35 protein-coding genes are annotated in these 20499 nt (G+C 57.1%); 2 read left to right on the top strand and 33 right to left on the bottom strand.

Annotated features, from left to right (window positions below):
• Window positions 1-352: 352 nt before the first annotated feature.
• Both NH8B_RS01880 and NH8B_RS01875 read left to right on the top strand, forming a co-directional pair.
• The gene (locus tag NH8B_RS01880; RefSeq protein ID WP_014085764.1) at window positions 353-1150 is read left to right on the top strand and encodes an MOSC domain-containing protein; all 798 of its coding nucleotides are present in this window, start codon (window positions 353-355) and stop codon (window positions 1148-1150) included.
• A gap of 73 nt (window positions 1151-1223) precedes the next feature.
• Window positions 1224-2138 carry a glutaminase gene (locus NH8B_RS01875; RefSeq protein WP_014085763.1) on the top strand — a complete coding sequence of 305 codons (915 nt, stop codon included), beginning with the start codon at window positions 1224-1226 and terminating at the stop codon, window positions 2136-2138.
• 65 nt (window positions 2139-2203) lie between these two features.
• Here the strand turns inward: NH8B_RS01875 and rplQ are convergent, their stop codons facing one another.
• From rplQ to rpsL, 33 genes are all read right to left on the bottom strand, one after another.
• The gene (gene rplQ / locus NH8B_RS01870; protein WP_008955662.1) at window positions 2204-2596 is read right to left on the bottom strand and encodes a 50S ribosomal protein L17; all 393 of its coding nucleotides are present in this window, start codon (window positions 2594-2596) and stop codon (window positions 2204-2206) included.
• A 25-nt stretch (window positions 2597-2621) separates the two neighbouring features.
• Window positions 2622-3605, bottom strand: a complete 984-nt coding sequence (rpoA, locus tag NH8B_RS01865) for a DNA-directed RNA polymerase subunit alpha (protein WP_008955661.1) — start codon at window positions 3603-3605, stop codon at window positions 2622-2624.
• A gap of 22 nt (window positions 3606-3627) precedes the next feature.
• Window positions 3628-4248, bottom strand: coding sequence for a 30S ribosomal protein S4 (gene rpsD / locus NH8B_RS01860; RefSeq protein WP_008955660.1), 621 nt, complete (start codon window positions 4246-4248; stop codon window positions 3628-3630).
• 18 nt (window positions 4249-4266) lie between these two features.
• A complete protein-coding gene (gene rpsK, locus NH8B_RS01855; protein WP_008955659.1) occupies window positions 4267-4662 on the bottom strand; it encodes a 30S ribosomal protein S11 in 396 nt (131 codons plus the stop codon).
• A gap of 18 nt (window positions 4663-4680) precedes the next feature.
• Window positions 4681-5043: a 30S ribosomal protein S13 gene (gene rpsM, locus NH8B_RS01850; protein WP_008955658.1), complete on the bottom strand. Its 363-nt coding sequence runs from the start codon at window positions 5041-5043 to the stop codon at window positions 4681-4683.
• 70 nt (window positions 5044-5113) lie between these two features.
• A complete protein-coding gene (rpmJ, locus tag NH8B_RS20310; protein ID WP_011137711.1) occupies window positions 5114-5227 on the bottom strand; it encodes a 50S ribosomal protein L36 in 114 nt (37 codons plus the stop codon).
• Window positions 5228-5263: 36 nt separating this feature from the next.
• Window positions 5264-5482 carry a translation initiation factor IF-1 gene (infA, locus tag NH8B_RS01845; RefSeq protein WP_008955657.1) on the bottom strand — a complete coding sequence of 73 codons (219 nt, stop codon included), beginning with the start codon at window positions 5480-5482 and terminating at the stop codon, window positions 5264-5266.
• 23 nt (window positions 5483-5505) lie between these two features.
• Window positions 5506-6825 carry a preprotein translocase subunit SecY gene (secY, locus tag NH8B_RS01840; protein WP_008955656.1) on the bottom strand — a complete coding sequence of 440 codons (1320 nt, stop codon included), beginning with the start codon at window positions 6823-6825 and terminating at the stop codon, window positions 5506-5508.
• Window positions 6826-6836: 11 nt separating this feature from the next.
• Window positions 6837-7271 (bottom strand): 50S ribosomal protein L15, encoded by a 435-nt coding sequence (gene rplO / locus NH8B_RS01835; protein WP_008955655.1) that lies wholly within the window; start codon window positions 7269-7271, stop codon window positions 6837-6839.
• A 3-nt stretch (window positions 7272-7274) separates the two neighbouring features.
• Window positions 7275-7460, bottom strand: coding sequence for a 50S ribosomal protein L30 (rpmD, locus tag NH8B_RS01830; protein ID WP_008955654.1), 186 nt, complete (start codon window positions 7458-7460; stop codon window positions 7275-7277).
• Window positions 7453-7971, bottom strand: a complete 519-nt coding sequence (gene rpsE / locus NH8B_RS01825; RefSeq protein ID WP_008955653.1) for a 30S ribosomal protein S5 — start codon at window positions 7969-7971, stop codon at window positions 7453-7455. Before rpsE ends, rpmD begins: the two co-directional genes overlap by 8 nt.
• Before the next feature lie 13 nt (window positions 7972-7984).
• The gene (gene rplR / locus NH8B_RS01820; RefSeq protein ID WP_008955652.1) at window positions 7985-8338 is read right to left on the bottom strand and encodes a 50S ribosomal protein L18; all 354 of its coding nucleotides are present in this window, start codon (window positions 8336-8338) and stop codon (window positions 7985-7987) included.
• A 13-nt stretch (window positions 8339-8351) separates the two neighbouring features.
• On the bottom strand, window positions 8352-8885 hold the full coding sequence (rplF, locus tag NH8B_RS01815; RefSeq protein WP_008955651.1) for a 50S ribosomal protein L6: 534 nt from the start codon (window positions 8883-8885) through the stop codon (window positions 8352-8354).
• A 12-nt stretch (window positions 8886-8897) separates the two neighbouring features.
• Window positions 8898-9293, bottom strand: coding sequence for a 30S ribosomal protein S8 (rpsH, locus tag NH8B_RS01810; RefSeq protein ID WP_008955650.1), 396 nt, complete (start codon window positions 9291-9293; stop codon window positions 8898-8900).
• A 13-nt stretch (window positions 9294-9306) separates the two neighbouring features.
• Entirely contained in the window at window positions 9307-9612 is a 306-nt protein-coding gene (gene rpsN / locus NH8B_RS20305) for a 30S ribosomal protein S14 (RefSeq protein WP_008955649.1), read from the bottom strand.
• 4 nt (window positions 9613-9616) lie between these two features.
• Window positions 9617-10156, bottom strand: coding sequence for a 50S ribosomal protein L5 (gene rplE, locus NH8B_RS01800; RefSeq protein ID WP_008955648.1), 540 nt, complete (start codon window positions 10154-10156; stop codon window positions 9617-9619).
• A 9-nt stretch (window positions 10157-10165) separates the two neighbouring features.
• Complete coding sequence (gene rplX / locus NH8B_RS01795; RefSeq protein WP_014085762.1) at window positions 10166-10480, bottom strand: 50S ribosomal protein L24; 315 nt, start codon at window positions 10478-10480, stop codon at window positions 10166-10168.
• Window positions 10481-10489: 9 nt separating this feature from the next.
• On the bottom strand, window positions 10490-10858 hold the full coding sequence (rplN, locus tag NH8B_RS01790) for a 50S ribosomal protein L14 (protein ID WP_008955646.1): 369 nt from the start codon (window positions 10856-10858) through the stop codon (window positions 10490-10492).
• 196 nt (window positions 10859-11054) lie between these two features.
• Window positions 11055-11318 carry a 30S ribosomal protein S17 gene (rpsQ, locus tag NH8B_RS01785; protein WP_008955645.1) on the bottom strand — a complete coding sequence of 88 codons (264 nt, stop codon included), beginning with the start codon at window positions 11316-11318 and terminating at the stop codon, window positions 11055-11057.
• A gap of 1 nt (window position 11319) precedes the next feature.
• Window positions 11320-11508, bottom strand: a complete 189-nt coding sequence (gene rpmC / locus NH8B_RS01780) for a 50S ribosomal protein L29 (RefSeq protein ID WP_008955644.1) — start codon at window positions 11506-11508, stop codon at window positions 11320-11322.
• Window positions 11508-11924, bottom strand: a complete 417-nt coding sequence (gene rplP / locus NH8B_RS01775; RefSeq protein WP_008955643.1) for a 50S ribosomal protein L16 — start codon at window positions 11922-11924, stop codon at window positions 11508-11510. Before rplP ends, rpmC begins: the two co-directional genes overlap by 1 nt.
• On the bottom strand, window positions 11908-12609 hold the full coding sequence (gene rpsC, locus NH8B_RS01770) for a 30S ribosomal protein S3 (RefSeq protein WP_008955642.1): 702 nt from the start codon (window positions 12607-12609) through the stop codon (window positions 11908-11910). The genes rplP and rpsC overlap by 17 nt, the downstream gene beginning before the upstream one ends.
• Before the next feature lie 10 nt (window positions 12610-12619).
• A complete protein-coding gene (rplV, locus tag NH8B_RS01765) occupies window positions 12620-12949 on the bottom strand; it encodes a 50S ribosomal protein L22 (protein WP_008955641.1) in 330 nt (109 codons plus the stop codon).
• Between the two features lie 9 nt (window positions 12950-12958).
• The gene (gene rpsS, locus NH8B_RS01760) at window positions 12959-13237 is read right to left on the bottom strand and encodes a 30S ribosomal protein S19 (protein WP_008955640.1); all 279 of its coding nucleotides are present in this window, start codon (window positions 13235-13237) and stop codon (window positions 12959-12961) included.
• 7 nt (window positions 13238-13244) lie between these two features.
• Entirely contained in the window at window positions 13245-14078 is an 834-nt protein-coding gene (gene rplB / locus NH8B_RS01755) for a 50S ribosomal protein L2 (RefSeq protein ID WP_014085761.1), read from the bottom strand.
• An 11-nt stretch (window positions 14079-14089) separates the two neighbouring features.
• Complete coding sequence (gene rplW, locus NH8B_RS01750; protein ID WP_008955638.1) at window positions 14090-14392, bottom strand: 50S ribosomal protein L23; 303 nt, start codon at window positions 14390-14392, stop codon at window positions 14090-14092.
• Window positions 14389-15009: a 50S ribosomal protein L4 gene (gene rplD, locus NH8B_RS01745; protein WP_008955637.1), complete on the bottom strand. Its 621-nt coding sequence runs from the start codon at window positions 15007-15009 to the stop codon at window positions 14389-14391. The genes rplW and rplD overlap by 4 nt, the downstream gene beginning before the upstream one ends.
• Window positions 15009-15653: a 50S ribosomal protein L3 gene (gene rplC, locus NH8B_RS01740; protein WP_014085760.1), complete on the bottom strand. Its 645-nt coding sequence runs from the start codon at window positions 15651-15653 to the stop codon at window positions 15009-15011. The genes rplD and rplC overlap by 1 nt, the downstream gene beginning before the upstream one ends.
• Window positions 15654-15797: 144 nt before the next feature.
• Entirely contained in the window at window positions 15798-16109 is a 312-nt protein-coding gene (rpsJ, locus tag NH8B_RS01735) for a 30S ribosomal protein S10 (RefSeq protein WP_008955635.1), read from the bottom strand.
• Between the two features lie 14 nt (window positions 16110-16123).
• Window positions 16124-17314 carry an elongation factor Tu gene (gene tuf / locus NH8B_RS01730; protein WP_008955879.1) on the bottom strand — a complete coding sequence of 397 codons (1191 nt, stop codon included), beginning with the start codon at window positions 17312-17314 and terminating at the stop codon, window positions 16124-16126.
• A gap of 73 nt (window positions 17315-17387) precedes the next feature.
• A complete protein-coding gene (gene fusA / locus NH8B_RS01725) occupies window positions 17388-19487 on the bottom strand; it encodes an elongation factor G (RefSeq protein WP_041703223.1) in 2100 nt (699 codons plus the stop codon).
• Window positions 19488-19514: 27 nt separating this feature from the next.
• A complete protein-coding gene (gene rpsG, locus NH8B_RS01720; RefSeq protein ID WP_008955889.1) occupies window positions 19515-19985 on the bottom strand; it encodes a 30S ribosomal protein S7 in 471 nt (156 codons plus the stop codon).
• A 107-nt stretch (window positions 19986-20092) separates the two neighbouring features.
• Entirely contained in the window at window positions 20093-20464 is a 372-nt protein-coding gene (gene rpsL, locus NH8B_RS01715) for a 30S ribosomal protein S12 (protein ID WP_008955888.1), read from the bottom strand.
• Between the last annotated feature and the right edge of the window lie 35 nt (window positions 20465-20499).

The raw sequence follows: 20499 nt of genomic DNA, 5'->3' as shown, positions 1-20499 counted from the left end.
CCACGAGGCGCCAGAGCGTCATCTCCCCTTCTTGATCGACCTGGCAGGGGGATTCTTGAGCCGCCTGCCACCTGCCGGTACGACCCGGATGCCGCTCACGCTACCCGAGCGCGCTCCGGCCTGCTAACCTCGCAGGCAGCACCCGCCCCGGTCGGGCCAGGCGCCATGAAGCCAACGCCATGACGTCATCCGGCGAGACGCGACAACCCTATCGCAAGAAAGCAGCCAAACCGGACCGATGCCCACACAGCGGCCAGGCCATGGCAAACCCACGCCAGGCATCACGGCAGCCGAGCACACCAGGCAGGCCCCATTCACCCCGCAGCAACGCACATTCCTAAGGAGCAGATCCGTGCAACTGGCCAGCATGTACGTCCACCCCCTCAAATCCGCCCGCGGCATTCCGTACGCCCGGGCGTTTGCCTCGTGGCAGGGCTTGCTGCACGACCGCGAGTGGCTGCTGACCGATGAGGCCGGGCGCTTCATTACCGCACGCGACTATCCCCAACTGCTCACGATCCGCTGCACGCTGATTCCCGGCGCCATCCTGTTCCAGGCCCCGGATGCCGCCCCCATCGCCGCGCTCGCCACCGAATTCGACACCCCCAGCGCTACCAGCGTCTGGAAAGACCATTTCACCGCCTATCATGGCTCGCCGCGGACCGACGCCTGGTTCAGCCGCTACCTCGGCATTCCCTGCCGCCTGTTGTGGCTGGGGCGCCACTCCCATCGCAAGCAGAAGACCAGCGAACACGGCCTGTCCTTTGCCGATGGCTACCCCTATCTACTGGTCAACCAGAGCTCGCTCGACGAACTCAATGCCCAGTTACCCCAGCCAGTCACCCAGCGCCACTTCCGCCCCAACCTGGTGGTCAGCGGTGCCACGCCCTACGAAGAAGACGACTGGAAGGTGGTACGCATCGGCGCGGTAATCTTTGACGTCGCCAAACCCTGCACCCGCTGCACCCTGACCACGGTCAACCCCGACAACGGCATGCCGTCGCCAGACGGCGAGCCCCTTGCCACCCTGATCAAGACTCGCCAGCTGCCCGAGGGCATCTGCTTCGGCGTCAATCTGGTACCCCGCAACGAAGGCCTCCTCCAGCTTGGCGACCCCTTCGAGGTGCTTGAGCTACGCTATACTTTCTGACGGCAACTCCAGAGAGGGTGCCGACCCCGCTACAGGGCCGCCAACGACAACACACCCTGACAACACAAGACACATGGATTATCAGACCCTCCTCGATGAAATAGCGCAGGATATCGTCCCCTATTTCGGACTGGGCAAGGTGGCGAACTACATCCCCGCCCTGGCCAAGATCAACCCACAGCAGTTCGCCATCAGCATCGCCACGCTCGACGGCCAGCAATACTCCACCGGCCAGACCGACACCCGGTTCTCGATTCAGAGCCTGTCCAAGGTGTTCATGCTGTCGCTGGTGCTGGGACGTCTTGGCGACAACTTGTGGACCCGCGTTGGCAAGGAACCGTCGGGCAACCCCTTCAACTCGCTGATCCAGCTGGAAAACGAGAACGGCATTCCCCGCAATCCTTTCATCAACGCCGGTGCGCTGGTGGTGACCGATCTCGCCAACTCGCTGTACGGCGAAGCCAAGGCGGTGCTGCTGGATTTCTTGCGTCAGGAAAGCGGCGCCGACGACCTCGCCTTCGATCTCGAGGTGGCGCAGTCCGAGCAACAGCACGGTGACCGTAATGCCGCACTGGCGCACTTCATGAAAAGCTACGGCAACATGGTCAATCCGGTAGAGCGCACGCTAGACAGCTACTTCCACAGCTGCAGCATCACCATGAGCTGCGCCGAACTCGCCCGCGCCGGCCTCTACCTCGCCAACCACGGACTCTCCCCGGTCAGCGGCCAGCAGCGCCTGAGCCGCAGCCAGGCCAAGCAGGTCAACGCCATCATGCTCACCTGCGGCACCTACGACGCCGCCGGTGAATTCGCCTACCGGGTCGGGCTACCATGCAAAAGCGGCGTGGGGGGAGGCATCCTGGCAGTGATCCCCGGCAAGCTGAGCATGGCGGTGTGGAGCCCGGCGCTCGACAGCCAAGGCAATTCGCTGATCGGGCTGGAAGCGCTCGACCGTTTCACCACCCGCACCGGGCTATCCATTTTCTAGCCTTCGCGAAGCGGAAAATAAAAAAGCCAGCTTACGCTGGCTTTTTTATTCAGAGCACCCGAAGGTTACTCGGCTTCTTCTTCCACTGCTACCGCATCTTCCGGACGATCCAGCAGCTCAACCAGAGCCATCGGAGCGTTGTCGCCGTTGCGGAAGCCGTACTTCAGGATGCGAACATAACCGCCATTGCGGGCGGTGTAGCGCGGACCCAGTACGTCGAAGAGTTTTACCACGATGTCGCGGTCACGCGTGCGGTCGAAAGCCAAGCGGCGGTTTGCCAGCGACGGCTTCTTGCCCAGCGTGATCAGCGGCTCAGCCACACGGCGCAATTCCTTGGCCTTCGGCAGCGTGGTCACGATGACTTCGTGACGCAGCAGCGAGTTAGCCATGTTGCGCAGCATAGCCAGACGGTGGCTAGTCGTGCGGTTCAGTTTACGATTGCTATAACGATGACGCATTGTTAATGTCCTTTAATCTCAAACCTTACGGTTTTTCCAGCCCTGCCGGCGGCCAGTTTTCCAGCTTCATGCCGAGAGTCAGGCCTTTGGACGCGAGAACTTCCTTGATCTCATTCAGGGACTTGCGACCGAGGTTCGGGGTCTTCAGAAGCTCGGTCTCGGTACGCTGAATCAGGTCACCGATGTAGTAAATGTTCTCGGCCTTCAGGCAGTTAGCCGAACGAACCGTCAGTTCAAGATCGTCGACCGGACGCAGCAGGATCGGATCGATCGGCGGCGCCTTTTCAACGACTTCTTCAACCGCAGTACCTTGCAGATCAGCAAAAATCGACAGCTGATCCATCAGGATGCGCGCGGCGTTACGCACGGCTTGCTCAGGTTCGATCACACCGTTGGTCTCGATATCGAGCACCAGGCGATCCAGGTCAGTACGCTGCTCAACGCGGGCGCTTTCCACACCAAAGCTCACCCGGCGAACCGGAGAGAAGGAAGCATCCAGTTGAATGGTACCGATGGCGCGGTTATCGTCCTGGTTAACGCGAACGCTAACCGGCTGGTAACCACGACCCTTCTCGACCTTCACTTCCAGATCGATCTTGCCGCCAGCTGCCAGATGGCAGATGACATGATCCGGATTGATCACCTCAACATCGTGCGGCAACTCGATATCGCCAGCCAGAACAGCGCCCTCACCCTCTTTCTTGAGGGTAAGAACGACGCTGTCACGACCATGCAGCTTAAGCACCACGCCCTTGAGGTTCAAGAGGATGTCAACGACATCCTCGCGAACGCCATCAAGAGCGGAATACTCATGCAAAACGCCAGCGATAGTGACTTCGGTCGGTGCAAAACCCGGCATCGAGGAGAGCAGAATGCGACGCAGGGCATTACCCAGAGTATGGGCATAACCGCGTTCAAACGGCTCCATCGATACACGCGCGTGAGTAGCCGAAACCGGCTGCACATCGATGAGTCGCGGTTTAAGAAATTCCGAAGCGCTGTTTTGCATAGTCATTCCCTAGAGCTAGCGATTACTTGGAGTAGAATTCCACAACGAGCTGTTCGTTGATATCGCCAGCCAGTTCGGAACGCTCCGGAGCCGACTTGAAAACACCTTCCATCTTCTTGGGGTCAACAGAAACCCAAGACGGGAAACCACCCTGCTCGGCCAGAGCCAGACCTTCAACGATACGGGCCTGTTTCTTGGCTTTTTCGCGGATGGCAACAACATCACCAGCCTTCACCTGGAAGGACGGGATGTTCACAACTTGACCGTTCACCACGATGGCCTTGTGGCTCACCAGCTGACGCGCTTCGGCGCGGGTGGAGCCAAAGCCCATGCGGTATACGACGTTGTCGAGGCGGGATTCCAGCAGTTTCAGCAGGTTTTCGCCGGTCGAGCCCTTCAGGCGCGAAGCTTCGGCGAAATAGTTGCGGAACTGGCGCTCGAGCACGCCGTAAATGCGGCGGATCTTCTGCTTTTCACGCAGTTGGACGCCATAATCAGACAGACGGCTCTTGCGAGCGCCATGCTGACCAGGAATGCTGTCCAGTTTGCACTTGGAATCCAGTGCACGACGCGCGCTCTTCAGGAACAGGTCGGTACCTTCGCGACGCGCGAGTTTACATTTCGGGCCAATATAACGTGCCATGTTCTCACACTCTCCGAATTAAATACGACGTTTCTTGGGCGGACGGCAGCCGTTGTGCGGCACCGGCGTCACGTCGGAGATGCTGGTGATCTTGAAACCCAGCGCGTTGAGCGCGCGAACGGCAGATTCACGACCCGGGCCCGGGCCTTTGATACGAACTTCGAGGTTCTTCACACCGTATTCTTGGGCAACTTTACCAGCGTGCTCCGCTGCTACCTGAGCAGCAAAGGGTGTACTCTTGCGCGAGCCCTTAAAACCAGCGCCGCCAGAGGTAGCCCAAGACAAAGCATTGCCTTGACGGTCGGTGATAGTGATGATCGTGTTGTTGAACGAAGCGTGCACGTGCACGATACCTTCGCTAACAGACTTGCGCACTTTTTTGCGTACACGGACAGCTGTGTTTGCTTTAGCCATTATCTGTGTTCCTTAAGATTACTTCTTGCCGGCGATCGCCTTGCGCGGACCTTTGCGGGTACGAGCATTGGTGCGAGTACGCTGGCCGCGGCACGGCAGGCCACGACGATGGCGCATGCCACGGTAAGAGCCCATGTCCATCAGACGCTTGATGCTCATGGTGATTTCGCGGCGCAGATCACCTTCAACGGTGAACTTGGCTACTTCTTCACGCAGTTTGTCCATTTCGGCGTCGGTCAGATCCTTCACTTTCGTGGAGGTAACAACACCTGCTGCAGCGCAAATTTGCTGAGCACGAGTTTGACCGATGCCGTAAATAGCCTGCAGGCCGATAACGGCATGCGCATGGTTGGGGATGTTTACCCCTGCAATACGGGCCATACTCTTTCCTTAAGCCTTAAGACCTTGAAAAGCTTGCGATTGTATCACGCAAAACGCAGGCTAACAAATATTAGCCTTGTTTTTGCTTGTGACGGGGATCCGTGCAGATCACGCGAACAACACGGTTGCGACGGATAATTTTACAGTTACGGCAAATTTTCTTTACCGAAGGCTGAACTCGCATGTCAGTTCCTTTCAATCTCTAAAAAGAGCGAGTGCATTATTTTGCACGGAACACAATTCGGGCACGGGACAGATCATAGGGAGTCAACTCCACCGTGACCTTATCGCCAGGAAGGATGCGGATGTAGTGCATCCGCATCTTCCCGGAAATATGCCCGAGCACTACGTGTCCATTCTCAAGCTGGACCCTGAAGGTTGCGTTCGGCAACGTCTCCAGGACCTCGCCCTGCATCTGAATGGTATCTTCCTTAGCCATATAACCCAGTGTGAACTCGTATATCAGCGGGTAAGAGCATTGCCTTTGAAATTAGCTTTCTTCAGCAAACTCTCGTACTGGTGCGACAAAATGTAGGATTGAACCTGAGCCATGAAGTCCATCGTCACAACGACGATGATCAACAGCGAGGTCCCACCAAAGTAGAACGGAACATTCCACTTCAGGATCAGGAACTCAGGCAACAGGCAAACCAACGTGATATAGATCGCACCGATCAACGTCAGCCGCAGAATGATCTTCTCGATGTAACGCGAAGTCTGCTCACCTGGACGAATCCCCGGGATGAAGGCACCACTTTTCTTCAAGTTGTCTGCCGTCTCCTTGGGGTTGAACACCAAGGCCGTGTAGAAATAACAGAAGAAAATGATCGCCGTTGCATACAGCAGAACATAGATCGGCTGGCCCGGATGCAGTTTATCTGCAACGGACTTTAGCCAGCCCATGCCTTCCGTGTTGCCGAACCAGCCGATGACGGTAGCCGGGAACAGGATAATGCTGGAAGCAAAGATCGGCGGAATCACCCCTGCCATGTTGAGCTTGAGCGGCATATGCGTGCTCTGGCCCTGCATGACGCGATTGCCAACCTGTCGTTTGGCATAGTTCACCAGCACCTTACGTTGACCGCGTTCGGCGAACACGACCAGGTAAGTCACCAGAATCACCGATGCAAACAACACGATGGCAAACAGGATAGGCAACGAACCCTGACTGGTCAGGGTCAGTGTTTTACCGATGGCGGCAGGTACACCGGCGGCAATACCGGCACAGATGATTAGTGAAATACCGTTGCCGATACCGCGCTCAGTCATCTGCTCACCAAGCCACATCAGGAACATGGTGCCGGTTACCAGCGTAACCACAGTCGTCAGGTAAAACTCCCACTGAGGAGTCACCACCAGGTTAGGCTGCTTATAAAGCATCACTGCAATGCCGAAACTTTGGAAAGTCGCCAGCAAAACAGTCGCGTAACGTGTGTACTGGGTTATCTTACGACGTCCAGCGTCGCCCTCTTTCTTAAGCTCCTTGAGCATCGGAACGATTTCCGAGCCCAACTGCAGAATAATAGAGGCCGAGATGTACGGCATAATGCCAATGGCAAATACCGTAAATCTGGAAAGGGCCCCGCCCGAGAACATGTTGAACATGTCGAGGAGGCCCGTTTGCGACGTGTGGAACAACTTCGCTAGTTCGGCAGGGTTGATACCGGGTACAGGTATATGCGCACCAATGCGGTAAACGATCAGTGCACCGATCAGGAACAGCACGCGCCGCTTCAGATCGGCAAACTTGTTGCCATTAGAGACTAGAGAAGTATTCGCCACGTACGTGCGCCTTATTCAATGATACTGCCGCCAGCGGCTTCGATAGCAGCGCGAGCGCCGGCCGTCACGGCCACGCCACGCAACTTCAGAGCACGCTCAACCTTGCCAGACAGCACCACCTTGGCCACCAGGGCCTGGGTGGCAACGATGCCGGCTTGCTTAAGGGCGAGCAAATCAATTTCATCAACCGGCAACTGATTCAGTTCGGACAGACGAACCTCAGCAGTCTTGCCGGCGGACAGGGACTTGAAGCCACGCTTCGGCAGGCGGCGCTGCAGCGGCATCTGACCGCCTTCGAAACCGACCTTGTGGAAGCCACCTGCGCGGCTCTTCTGGCCCTTGTGACCACGACCAGCGGTCTTGCCCAGACCGCTGCCGATGCCACGGCCAACGCGACGCTTGGCGTGTTTCGCGCCCGCGCCCGGCTTAATGGTATTCAGCAACATCGCTTAGCCCTCGCTTTTCAACAAGTAGCTGATCTTGTTGATCATGCCACGGTTTTCAGGCGTATCGAGCACTTCGACAGTCTGGTTGATCTTCTTCAGACCCAGACCACGAGCGCAGGCCTTGTGGGATTCCAGGCGACCGATCAGGCTCTTCACCAGAGTCACCTTGACAGTCTTGGCGTTACTCATGCTCCACCCCCAGGATTTCCTCGACAGTCAGGCCACGCTTGGCGGCGATCTGCGAAGGAACGAAGATCTTGTTCAGACCGTCCAGGGTTGCGCGTACGACGTTGTACGGATTGGTCGAACCGTGCACCTTGGCGGACACGTTACGAACACCCATCGCGTCGAAGATCGCGCGCATCGGGCCACCGGCCTTTACACCGGTACCTTCTTTGGCAGGCTGCATGAACACGGTGGTAGCACCGTGCTTACCAATTACGGTGTGATGCAGGGTACCGTTCTTCAGGGGAATCTTCACCATGTTGCGGCGAGCCGATTCCATTGCCTTTTGCACTGCAACCGGCACTTCCTTGGAACGGCCCTTACCCATGCCGATACCGCCATCGCCATCACCAACTACGGTGAGAGCGGAGAAAGCCATGATACGGCCACCCTTCACCACTTTGGTGACGCGGTTGACGCCGATCATTTTCTCGATCAGACCGTCGCCACGATCTTCCATTTCGTGCTTAGCCATTCTTCACTCCGAATTAGAATACGAGGCCGCTTTCGCGAGCTGCATCGGCCAGCGCTTTGATACGGCCGTGGTATTGGAAACCAGAGCGGTCAAAAGCGACTTTTTCGATGCCAGCTGCCTTAGCTTTCTCGGCAATCCGCTTGCCGACTACGGCTGCAGCGGCCTGGTTGCCACCATTGGAAAGATCAGAGCGCACTTCGGCTTCCAGAGTGGAAGCGCTGGCCAGCACACGACTACCAGTCTCATCAATGATCTGAGCGTAAATGTGGCAGTTGGTGCGGTATACAGAAAGGCGCACCATCTTGAGCTCCGCAATCCGGGCACGGGTTTTGCGTGCACGGCGGAGTCGAGCTTGTTTCTTGTCCATGTCAGGGCCTCAATTACTTCTTCTTGGTCTCTTTCAGAACCACGACCTCGTCGGCATAGCGTACGCCCTTGCCCTTGTACGGCTCCGGGGAGCGGTAGGCACGGATTTCGGCAGCGACTTGACCAACGAGCTGCTTGTCAGCACCCTTGATCAGGATCTCGGTCTGAGTCGGGGTTTCCACTTTCACACCGGCCGGCATCTTGTGGGAAACCGGGTGCGAGAAACCAAGAGACAGGTTGACGGCATCACCCTGAGCCTGGGCACGATAGCCCACGCCGACCAGGGTCAGCTTCTTCTCGAAGCCTTTGCTGACACCATTCACCATGTTGTTGAGCAGGGCGCGCAACGTGCCAGACATGGCACGTGCGAACTTGCTGTCGTTCTTGGCCGCGAAGGTCAGCTGGTTGTTATCCAGTTTCACTTCAACCTCACCGCACAAAGCGGTGCTGAGGGTGCCAAGAGCGCCCTTGACGCTCACCTCGGTGGCGTTGAACTTGACTTCAACACCGGCCGGGATCGCTACGGGATTCTTTGCTACGCGAGACATTCAACCCTCTCCTTACGCCACGATGCAGAGAAGCTCGCCGCCGATACCGGCTGCGCGGGCCTTGCGATCAGTCATCAGACCTTTGGAGGTGGATACAATTGCAACACCCAGACCGTTCATGACTTTCGGGATCTCGGTGGAGCCTTTGTAAACACGCAGGCCAGGACGGGATACGCGCTCAATGCGATCAATAACCGGACGACCGGCATAGTACTTGAGCTGGATATCCAGGACGGGCTTTTTCTCTTCGCCGGCTACGGCGAAGTCTTCGATATAACCTTCATCCTTCAGCACCTGGGCCAGTGCAACCTTCAGCTTGGAGCAAGGCATGGATACGGCAGCCTTGGAAGCACGCTGAGCGTTGCGGATGCGGGTCAACATATCGGAAATAGGATCATGCATGCTCATTCTGTATCTCCTATTACCAGCTGGCCTTCACAACGCCCGGGATCTCGCCTTTCATGGCGATTTCACGAAGTTTGTTGCGACCCAGACCGAATTTACGGAAGACGCCACGCGGACGACCGGTAACAGCACAGCGACGACGCTGGCGAACCGGGCTGGCGTTACGCGGCAGTTGCTGAAGTTTCAGGCGTGCAGCGAAACGCTCTTCTTCCGAGAGGCTCTGGTTGTTGATGATTTCGAGGAGCTGTTCACGCTTGCTGGCGAACTTGGCGACCAGCTTGGCGCGCTTCTCTTCACGGTTAATCAGTGCAAGTGTTGCCATGTGCTTAACCCTTGAACGGGAACTTGAACGCAGCCAGCAGTGCGCGGGCTTCTTCGTCAGTCTTCGCCGTGGTGGTAATGGTGATGTTCATCCCACGCAGCGCATCGATCTTGTCGTACTCGATTTCCGGGAAGATGATCTGTTCGCGAACGCCCATGTTGTAGTTGCCACGGCCGTCGAAAGACTTGCCGGACACGCCACGGAAGTCACGCACACGCGGCAGTGCGATGGTCACCAGGCGATCAAGGAATTCGTACATGCGCTCACGGCGCAGCGTCACCTTGCAGCCAATCGGATAAGCGTCGCGGATCTTGAAGCCGGCGATCGATTTACGCGCCGTGGTCACAACAGCCTTCTGACCTGCGATTTTCTCGAGGTCGCCTACGGCGTGCTCCATCACCTTCTTGTCGGCCACCGCTTCGCCTACACCCATGTTCAGGGTGACTTTCTCGATGCGGGGAACCTCCATGATCGACTTGTAGCCGAACTGTTTTACCAGCTCAGGCACTACGCTTTCTTTGTAAAAATCGTAGAAACGTGCCATGTTGACTCCTTAGGCCCCGATAACTTCGCCATTGGACTTGAATACGCGCACCTTGCGGCCGTCTTCAAGAGACTTGAAGCCTACGCGATCAGCCTTCTGGCTAGCCGGGTTAAAGATGGCCACATTGGACACATCAACCGGCATGGTCTTTTCAACGATGCCACCAGCCACACCACGAACCGGATTCGGTTTCTGATGCTTCTTAGCAACATTCACGCCTTCGACAACGACCTTCTCGTCCAGAACACGAAGAACGGTGCCGCGCTTACCCTTGTCCTTGCCGGTGATTACTACGACTTCATCACCCTTACGAATTTTGCGCATGCGTCCTCCTTACAGCACTTCTGGAGCGAGCGAAACGATCTTCATGAAGCGCTCGGTACGCAGTTCACGCGTTACCGGCCCGAAGATACGAGTGCCGATCGGCTCAAGTTTGTTGTTCAGCAGTACGGCGGCGTTGCCATCGAACTTGATCAGCGAGCCGTCCGGACGACGTACACCCTTGGCCGTGCGAACCACGACAGCGCTGTACACATCGCCTTTCTTGACGCGACCACGGGGAGCAGCATCCTTGATGCTCACCTTGATGATATCGCCAACACTTGCATAGCGACGCTTGGAACCGCCCAGCACCTTGATGCACATAACAGAGCGCGCACCGGTGTTGTCAGCGACCTCAAGCATGGTCTGCATTTGGATCATTTGATTACCTTTCTATCCAACTTAACCCGTCACTTTCGTCAACCTTCAGCCGGCTTTTCGGCGTTCAGTTAGACGAAACGCCACAGAAAATCTGCGGCGTATCAAACGGCCAGTTTTGGACCCCGTAAAGGGCGACCCCTGCCCGAATGGACAGGGAAGTGGCCATTATACAGAGGGGCGAGCCCCTCTGCAAGCGTTACACCTGGCGAGCTTTCTCGACCAGGGCAGTCACAACCCACGACTTGCTCTTCGAGAGCGGACGGGACTCGCTGATGACAACGGTATCACCGGCACGGAACTCGTTGTTCTCGTCGTGTGCGTGGAACTTCTTGGAACGGCGGATAATTTTGCCGTAGATCGGGTGCTTAACCTTGCGCTCGACCAGTACGGTTACAGTCTTATCCATCTTGTCGCTAACCACTTTACCGGTCAGCGTACGTACGACTTTGGTTTCGCTCATATCAAGCCGCCTTTTCTTTCAGAACGGTGCGAACACGAGCGATGTCGCGACGCACTTTCTTCAGCTCACTGCTCTTGGCAAGCTGTTGGGTGGCGTGCTGCATGCGCAGCGCGAACTGTGCCTTCAGCAGGCTCAGCAGTTCCACCTTCAGCTCGGCATCAGTCTTTGCTCTCAGTTCGGACGCTTTCATTACTGACCTACCTGTCTAGTCACAAACACAGTCGGGATCGGCAACTTGGCTGCGGCCAAACGGAAGGCTTCGCGAGCGAGCTCTTCTGCAACGCCATCCATTTCATACAGCATCTTGCCAGGCTGAATTTCAGCCACGTAGTATTCCGTACTACCCTTACCGTTACCCATACGGACTTCGGCGGGCTTGGAGCTGATCGGCTTGTCCGGGAAAATACGAATCCAGATACGGCCGCCACGCTTGATGTGACGGGTCATCGCACGGCGAGCCGCCTCGATCTGACGAGCAGTCAGACGGCCACGACCGATAGCCTTCAGGCCAAAGTCACCGAAGCTGACTTTGTTGCCACGAGTAGCGATGCCGGTGTTACGGCCTTTCTGCTGTTTGCGGTACTTGAGTCTAGTTGGCTGCAGCATTGCGCGGACCCTTTCTCGTTTTCTTCTCGGTGGCAACCGGAGCAGCCTGAACCTGACCCGGCTTCAGCTCACCTTTGTAAACCCATACCTTGATACCGATGATGCCGTACGTGGTGTTGGCTTCCGAAGTAGCGTAGTCAACGTCGGCACGCAGGGTATGCAGCGGCACGCGACCTTCGCGGTACCATTCGGTACGTGCGATTTCGATGCCGTTAAGACGGCCCGAGCTCATGATCTTGATGCCCTGAGCGCCCATACGCATGGCGTTTTGCATGGCACGCTTCATGGCACGACGGAACATGACGCGCTTTTCCAGCTGCGAGGCGATACCGTCGGCGATGATTTGAGCGTCGATTTCCGGCTTGCGGACTTCTTCGATGTTCACGTGCACCGGCACGCCCAGGCGCTTCTGCAGTTCTTTCTTCAGAACCTCGATGTCCTCGCCTTTTTTGCCGATCACAACACCCGGACGGGCACTATGAATGGTGATGCGGGCGGACTTGGCCGGGCGCTCGATGGTGACACGACCCACGGATGCGTTAGCAAGACGCTTCTTCAGGAAGGCGCGAACGTCGATATCCTGCTTGAGCATATCGGCGAAATCATGCGAGTTCGCGAACCACTTGGAAGACCAGTTCTTGTTAACGGCAAGACGGAAACCCGTCGGATGAATCTTCTGACCCATTGCTTACCCCTTAGTTGCCCACGGTCAACGTGATATGGCAAGTCTGCTTTTCGATACGGTTGCCACGGCCTTTTGCACGGGCAGCGAAACGCTTCAGACTCGGACCTTTGTCAACGAAGATGGCAGCCACCTTCAGGGTGTCGATATCGGCACCCTCATTGTGCTCGGCGTTGGCGATAGCCGACTCCAGCACTTTCTTGACAATCACGGCGCCTTTTTTCGGGCTGAACGCCAGGATGTTCAGGGCCTGATCAACGGACTTGCCGCGGATCAAATCGGCCACCAGACGGCACTTCTGTGCCGACAGGCGGACGGTGTTCAAATGTGCAGATACTCTCATCGCTTCACCTTACCTCTTCTTCGCCTTCTTGTCGGCGGCATGGCCCTTGAAGGTACGAGTCAGGGAGAATTCGCCCAGTTTATGACCGACCATGTTTTCGGAAACATAAACCGGCACATGGGTGCGACCGTTGTGTACAGCGATAGTCAGGCCAATGAAATCCGGCAGGACGGTCGAACGACGCGACCAGGTCTTGATCGGACGTTTATCACTGGTCGCACGCGCCGCGTCCACCTTCTTCAGAAGGTGCAGATCAACAAACGGGCCTTTTTTCTGCGAACGTGCCATATGTCAATTACCCTTTAGTGGAATAGCGACGGCGTACGATCATATTGTCGGTACGCTTGTTGCGACGGGTACGGAAGCCCTTGGTCGGCGTGCCCCACGGGCTAACCGGCACACGGCCTTCACCCGTACGACCTTCACCACCGCCATGCGGGTGATCGATCGGGTTCATGGCAGTACCACGAACGGTCGGACGGATACCACGCCAACGGGTTGCACCGGCCTTGCCAAGCTTGCGCAGGCTGTGCTCTTCGTTACCCACTTCACCTACGGTGGCACGGCAATCGACATGCACCTTGCGGATTTCGCCGGAGCGCAGACGCAGCTGGGCGTAAACGCCTTCTCGCGCCAGCAGCATGGCGGAAGCACCTGCGGAACGCACCATCTGGGCACCCTTGCCCGGCTGCAGTTCTACGCAGTGGATGGTGGTACCGACCGGAATATTGCGGATCGGCAGGCAGTTGCCGGCCTTGATCGGAGCTTCAGCACCGGACAGGAGCACGGCACCAACTTTCACGCCGCGCGGCGCGATGATGTAGCGACGCTCGCCATCGGCGTAGCACAGCAGGGCGATATGCGCGGTACGGTTCGGATCGTATTCGATACGCTCAACCTTGGCCGGAATACCATCCTTGTTGCGACGGAAGTCGACAATGCGATAGTGCTGCTTGTGACCACCACCGCGATGACGTACGGTGATGTGGCCGTTATTGTTACGGCCGGCGGTCGAATTTTTCTTTTCGACCAGGGCTGCGAGCGGAGCACCCTTGTGCAGGTCAGGGTGAACCACCTTGACTACGGCACGGCGACCCGCGGAAGTCGGTTTTACTTTAACGATAGGCATGCTCTATCTCCTCACTCAGCTGCAGTCGCAGTCAGGTCGATTTCCTGACCGGCTACCAGGCTGACGTAAGCCTTTTTCCAGTCCTTGCGACGGCCGAAAGTACGACCAAAGCGCTTGACCTTGCCCTTGACGTTCACGGTGGAAACGCCATCAACTTTTACGTTGAACAGCATCTCGACAGCCGCTTTGATTTCCGGCTTGGTAGCATCGCTAGCGACGCGGAACACGACTTGCTGGTTTTTCTCGGAGACGAGAGTGCTCTTCTCGGAAACAACCGGAGCAAGGATTACTTGCAACAAACGTTCCTGATTCATGCCCACTGCTCCTCGAGTTGCTTCACGGCGTCGCGAGTGATCACGATTTTCTTGAAACGCAGCAGGCTGTACGGATCAACTTGCTGAGTCTCGATCACCAGCACATTCGGCAGGTTGCGCGACGACAGATACAGGTTTTCATCCATTTCGTTGGTGATGAACAGACCCTGTTCGATCCCCATGGACTTGACCAGGCCGACGAACTCTTTGGTTTTCGGCGTTTCAACCGCGAAGTTGTCGACAACGATCAGACGCTCGTCACGGACCAACTGCGACAGAATCGCGGCCATACCGGCACGGAACATCTTGCGGTTTACCTTGTGCGAGAAGTTCTCGTCCGGGCTGTTCGGGAAGGTGCGACCACCACCACGCCAGATCGGCGAGGAAGTCATACCGGAGCGGGCACGACCGGTGCCCTTTTGACGCCACGGCTTCTTGGTGGAGTGCTTCACTTCAGCACGGGTCTTCTGGGCACGGTTGGCGCTACGGGCATTAGCCAGGAACGCAGTAACCACCTGATGGACCAGAGCTTCATTGTATTCGCGACCGAACAAACCTTCGGAAGCTTGCAGGCCTTCTACAGCCTGACCTTGTACATTGATAACCTTCAATTCCATCACGCACCCGCCTTCACACTAGGACGAACGACGACATCACCGTTCGTGGCACCCGGAACTGCACCCTTGACCAGAATCAGTTGACGTTCGGTATCGATGCGGACGATTTCCAGGCGCTGCACGGTGCTCTGCACGTTACCGTACTGACCAGCCATGCGCTTACCCGGCAGTACACGACCCGGATCCTGCGCTTGACCGATGGAACCCGGAGTGTTGTGCGAACGCGAGTTACCGTGGGAAGCACGGTTGGAGGAGAAGTTGTGACGCTTGATCACACCGGAGAAACCTTTACCCTTGGAGGTACCGGTAACGTCAACGAGTTGACCCACCTGGAAGATTTCGACGGTGATGGCATCGCCCGGCTTGAACTGCGACAGCTGTTCAGCGCTCAGAACGAACTCACCCAAACCACGACCGGCTTCAACGCCTGCCTTGGCAAAGTGACCAGCTTCAGCCTTGTTGACGCGGTTGGCTTTGCAGGAACCGTAGGTCACCTGAACAGCTTCGTAGCCATCAACTTCGGCGGTTTTGATTTGCGTGACGCGATTGGCAGCCATGTCCAGCACAGTTACCGGGATGGAAGCACCATCTTCGGCAAAAATGCGGGTCATGCCGACTTTGCGACCGACAAGACCTAAACTCATGTTTATTTCCTTTTGCAGGGCCGATTACGATTGACCGGCTCATAAAAACAAAAGCGGACTCGCCAAAATGGCGAGTCCGCTAATGTATCACAGAAAATTCAACTATCGCAAGCACTTAGGCCCACAACAGACGAACCCTCGTGCTTACTGCAGCTTGATTTCCACATCGACGCCGGCCGGCAGATCGAGCTTCATCAGCGCGTCCACGGTTTTGTCGGTCGGGTCAACGATGTCCATCAGACGCAGGTGAGTGCGGATTTCCAGCTGGTCGCGGGAAGTCTTGTTCACGTGCGGCGAACGCAGGATGTTGAAACGCTCGATCTTGGTCGGCAGCGGAACCGGGCCTTTGACCACGGCGCCAGTGCGCTTGGCGGTTTCAACGATTTCCTGGGCGGAGCGGTCGATCAGGTTGTAATCGAAAGCTTTCAGGCGAATGCGGATTTTTTGGCTTTGCATCTTGGGCTTTCCGATTAGGCGATGATCTTGGCAACGACGCCGGCGCCGACGGTACGGCCACCTTCGCGGATGGCGAAGCGCAGACCTTCTTCCATGGCGATCGGAGCGATCAGTTCCACGGTGATTTCCACGTTGTCACCCGGCATTACCATTTCCACGCCTTCGGCCAGGCTAACAGCGCCGGTCACGTCGGTGGTGCGGAAGTAGAACTGCGGACGGTAGTTGGCGAAGAACGGGGTGTGACGGCCACCTTCTTCTTTGCTCAGTACGTAGACCGAAGCAGAGAACTTGGTGTGCGGGGTGATCGAACCCGGCTTGGCCAGAACCTGGCCACGCTCGACGTCTTCACGCTTGGTACCGCGCAGCAGCACGCCAACGTTGTCACCAGCCTGACCTTGGTCCAGCAGCTTGCGGAACATTTCCACGCCGGTGCAGGTGGTCTTGGCGGTGGCCTTCAGGCCCACGATTTCCAGTTCTTCACCGACCTTGACGATGCCGCGCTCAACACGACCGGTCACCACGGTGCCACGGCCGGAGATCGAGAATACGTCTTCGATCGGCAGCAGGAACGGCTTGTCAACAGCACGTTCCGGGGTCGGGATGTAGCTGTCCAGCGCGTCGGCCAGACGGAAGATCGACGGTTCGCCGTATTCCGACTGGTCGCCTTCCAGCGCCAGACGAGCGGAGCCGATGATGATCGGGGTGTCGTCGCCCGGGAAGTCGTAGGACGACAGCAGGTCGCGCACTTCCATTTCCACCAGTTCCAGCAGCTCGGCGTCGTCCACCAGGTCAGCCTTGTTCAGGTAGACGATGATGTACGGTACACCTACCTGACGGGACAGCAGGATGTGTTCGCGGGTTTGCGGCATCGGACCGTCAGCGGCCGAGCACACCAGAATCGCGCCATCCATCTGGGCAGCGCCGGTGATCATGTTCTTCACATAGTCGGCGTGGCCCGGGCAGTCTACGTGGGCGTAGTGGCGGTTTTCGGTTTCGTATTCTACGTGCGCGGTATTGATGGTAATACCACGAGCCTTTTCTTCCGGCGCGCTATCGATCTGGGAGTAGTCTTTGGCTTCGCCACCGAACTTCTTCGACAGAATGGTGGTGATAGCGGCGGTCAGCGTAGTTTTACCATGGTCAACGTGACCGATGGTGCCGACGTTTACGTGCGGTTTAGTCCGCGCAAACTTTTCTTTTGCCATTTTGCAAAATTCCTTAATTAAAGAACAACAGATCAGGTTGGCCGAAGAGGACTTCGGCCAACCTCAGCGCGCATTACTTCTTGGCGTTCATGACGGTATCAGCGACGTGCTTCGGCGCCTCGGAGTAGTGCTTGAACTCCATGGAGTACGTAGCACGACCCTGGGTTGCCGAACGCAGGTCGGTCGAGTAACCGAACATCTCGGCCAGCGGTACTTCAGCCTTGATCTTCTTGCCACCCAGACCATCATCGTCCATACCCTGAACGATGCCACGGCGACGGTTCAGGTCGCCCATCACGTCGCCCATGTACTCTTCCGGCGTTTCCACTTCCACGGCCATCATCGGCTCAAGGATGCACGGACCGGCACGGCGCATGGCTTCCTTGAATGCAATAGAACCAGCCAGTTCGAAGGCGATCTGCGAAGAGTCGACATCGTGGTAGGAACCGAAGGTCAGACGCACGGTAACGTCCACCACCGGGAATCCAGCCAGAATACCGTTGCTCAGCGAGTTACGGATACCCTTGTCAACGGAAGGGATGAATTCGCGAGGAATCACACCACCCTTGATTTCGTCGATGAACTTGTAGCCCTGACCTTCGCCGGACGGTTCCAGAGTGATCGTACAATCACCGTACTGACCCTTACCACCAGACTGCTTGGCATGCTTACCCTGCACGTCAGTAACAGTCTTGGTGATGGTTTCACGGTAGGCCACCTGCGGAGCACCGACGTTGGCTTCAACGCCGAATTCGCGGCGCATGCGGTCAACCAGAATTTCCAGGTGCAGCTCACCCATACCGGAAATAATGGTCTGGCCCGATTCTTCATCGGTACGCACGCGGAACGACGGGTCTTCCTTGGCCAGGCGGTTCAGGGCAACGCCCATCTTTTCCTGGTCGGCCTTGGTCTTCGGCTCAACGGCAACGTGAATCACCGGGTCCGGGAATTCCATGCGCTCCAGAATCAGCGGTGCATCAACGGAGCACAGGGTTTCGCCGGTGGTCACTTCCTTCAGACCGATGGCGGCGGCGATGTCGCCAGCGCGGACTTCTTCGATCTCTTTACGGTCGTTGGCGTGCATCTGCACGATACGGCCGATACGCTCTTTCTTGCCCTTGACCGTGTTCAGCACGGTGTCGCCGGACTTCACCACGCCCGAGTAGACGCGGAAGAAGGTCAGCTGACCGACGTACGGGTCGTTCATCAGCTTGAATGCCAGCGCCGAGAAATGCTCGTCGTCGGAAGCCTTGCGGGTGGTCGGGGTGCCGTCGTCCAGCTCGCCCGGTACCGGAGGAACGTCCAGCGGGCTCGGCAGCAGATCGATCACGGCGTCCAGCATGCGCTGTACACCCTTGTTCTTGAACGCGGAACCGCACAGCATCGGCTGGATTTCGCAGCGCAGGGTACGCTGACGCAGGCCATCGACGATCTCTTCCTCGGTCAGCGTTTCGCCGCCCAAGTACTTGTCCATCATCTCGTCGCTGACTTCAGCAGCGGCTTCAACCATCTTCTCGCGCCATTCTTCGGCTACGGAAATCAGGTCGGCCGGGATCTCACCGTATTCGAACTTCATGCCCTGGGACGCTTCGTCCCAGATGATGGCCTTCATCTTCAAGAGGTCAACCACGCCCTCGAAGCCATCTTCGGCACCGATCGGCACCACGATAGGCACCGGGTTGCCGCGCAGACGGGTTTTCACCTGTTCTACGGCACGGAAGAAGTTGGCACCCTGACGGTCCATCTTGTTCACGAAGGCGATACGCGGAACCTGGTACTTGTTGGCCTGACGCCATACGGTTTCCGACTGCGGCTGCACACCGCCCACCGCGCAGTAAACCATCACGGCGCCGTCCAGCACACGCATGGAACGCTCTACCTCGATGGTAAAGTCCACGTGTCCCGGGGTGTCGATGATGTTGAAGCGGTGCTCCGGATACTGCAGGCCCATACCCTTCCAGAACGTGGTGGTAGCGGCGGAGGTAATGGTGATACCACGCTCCTGCTCTTGCTCCATCCAGTCCATGGTGGCGGCGCCGTCGTGAACTTCACCAATCTTGTGGTTCACACCGGTGTAAAACAGAATGCGCTCGGTAGTAGTGGTCTTACCGGCGTCAATGTGAGCGCTGATACCAATGTTACGGTAGCGCTCGATAGGAGTTTTCCTAGCCACGGCCAAAACCTTCTCGGTGGGTTTAACTTAGAAACGGAAGTGCGAGAACGCCTTGTTGGCTTCGGCCATGCGGTGAACTTCTTCACGCTTCTTCATGGCGCCGCCACGGCCTTCGGCCGCGTCGATCAGTTCACCGGCCAGACGCAGGTCCATGGATTTTTCACCGCGCTTGCGGGCTGCATCGCGCAACCAGCGCATAGCGAGCGCCATACGGCGTGCCGGACGTACCTCAACTGGAACCTGATAGTTTGCACCACCTACGCGGCGGCTCTTCACTTCGACAACCGGCTTGGCATTGGACAGTGCGGTATTGAACACTTCAATGGCATTCTTGCCGGTTTTCTTTTCAATCTGGTCCAGCGCGCCGTAGATAATGCGCTCTGCAACGGATTTCTTGCCGTCGATCATCACGACGTTCATGAATTTGGAGAGATCCTGGCTACCGAACTTCGGATCCGGCAGGATTTCGCGCTTGGGGACTTCTCTGCGTCTTGGCATGGTAATTCCTTAAATCAATTCAGTTGAGCTTGATGCTCATGGCGCCCAGTGGAGCAACCACTTACTCGACGGTATGTCACCGCCGTTCACGTTCCGAGGCTAGCGACTTACTTAGGACGCTTGGCACCGTACTTGGAACGGGACTGCTTACGGTCTTTCACGCCAGCGGTATCCAGCGAACCGCGAACGGTGTGGTAACGCACACCCGGCAAGTCTTTTACACGACCGCCACGGATCAGCACCACGGAGTGTTCCTGCAGGTTGTGGCCTTCACCACCGATGTAGGAAATCACTTCGAAACCGTTGGTCAGACGAACCTTGCACACTTTACGCAGTGCGGAGTTCGGCTTTTTCGGGGTCGTGGTGTAAACACGGGTGCACACACCGCGCTTCTGCGGGCAGGCCTCCAGCGCCGGCACCTTGCTCTTCGCTTGTTCAGCGAGGCGGCCTTTGCGCACGAGTTGGTTGATGGTTGGCATTACTATCAGTTCCTTGTTGAGTCATGGACGGCAAC

It is taken from the genome of Pseudogulbenkiania sp. NH8B (assembly GCF_000283535.1).
Classification (GTDB): Bacteria; Pseudomonadota; Gammaproteobacteria; order Burkholderiales; family Chromobacteriaceae; genus Pseudogulbenkiania; species Pseudogulbenkiania ferrooxidans.
This window is presented reverse-complemented; position numbering and strand designations above follow the sequence as displayed.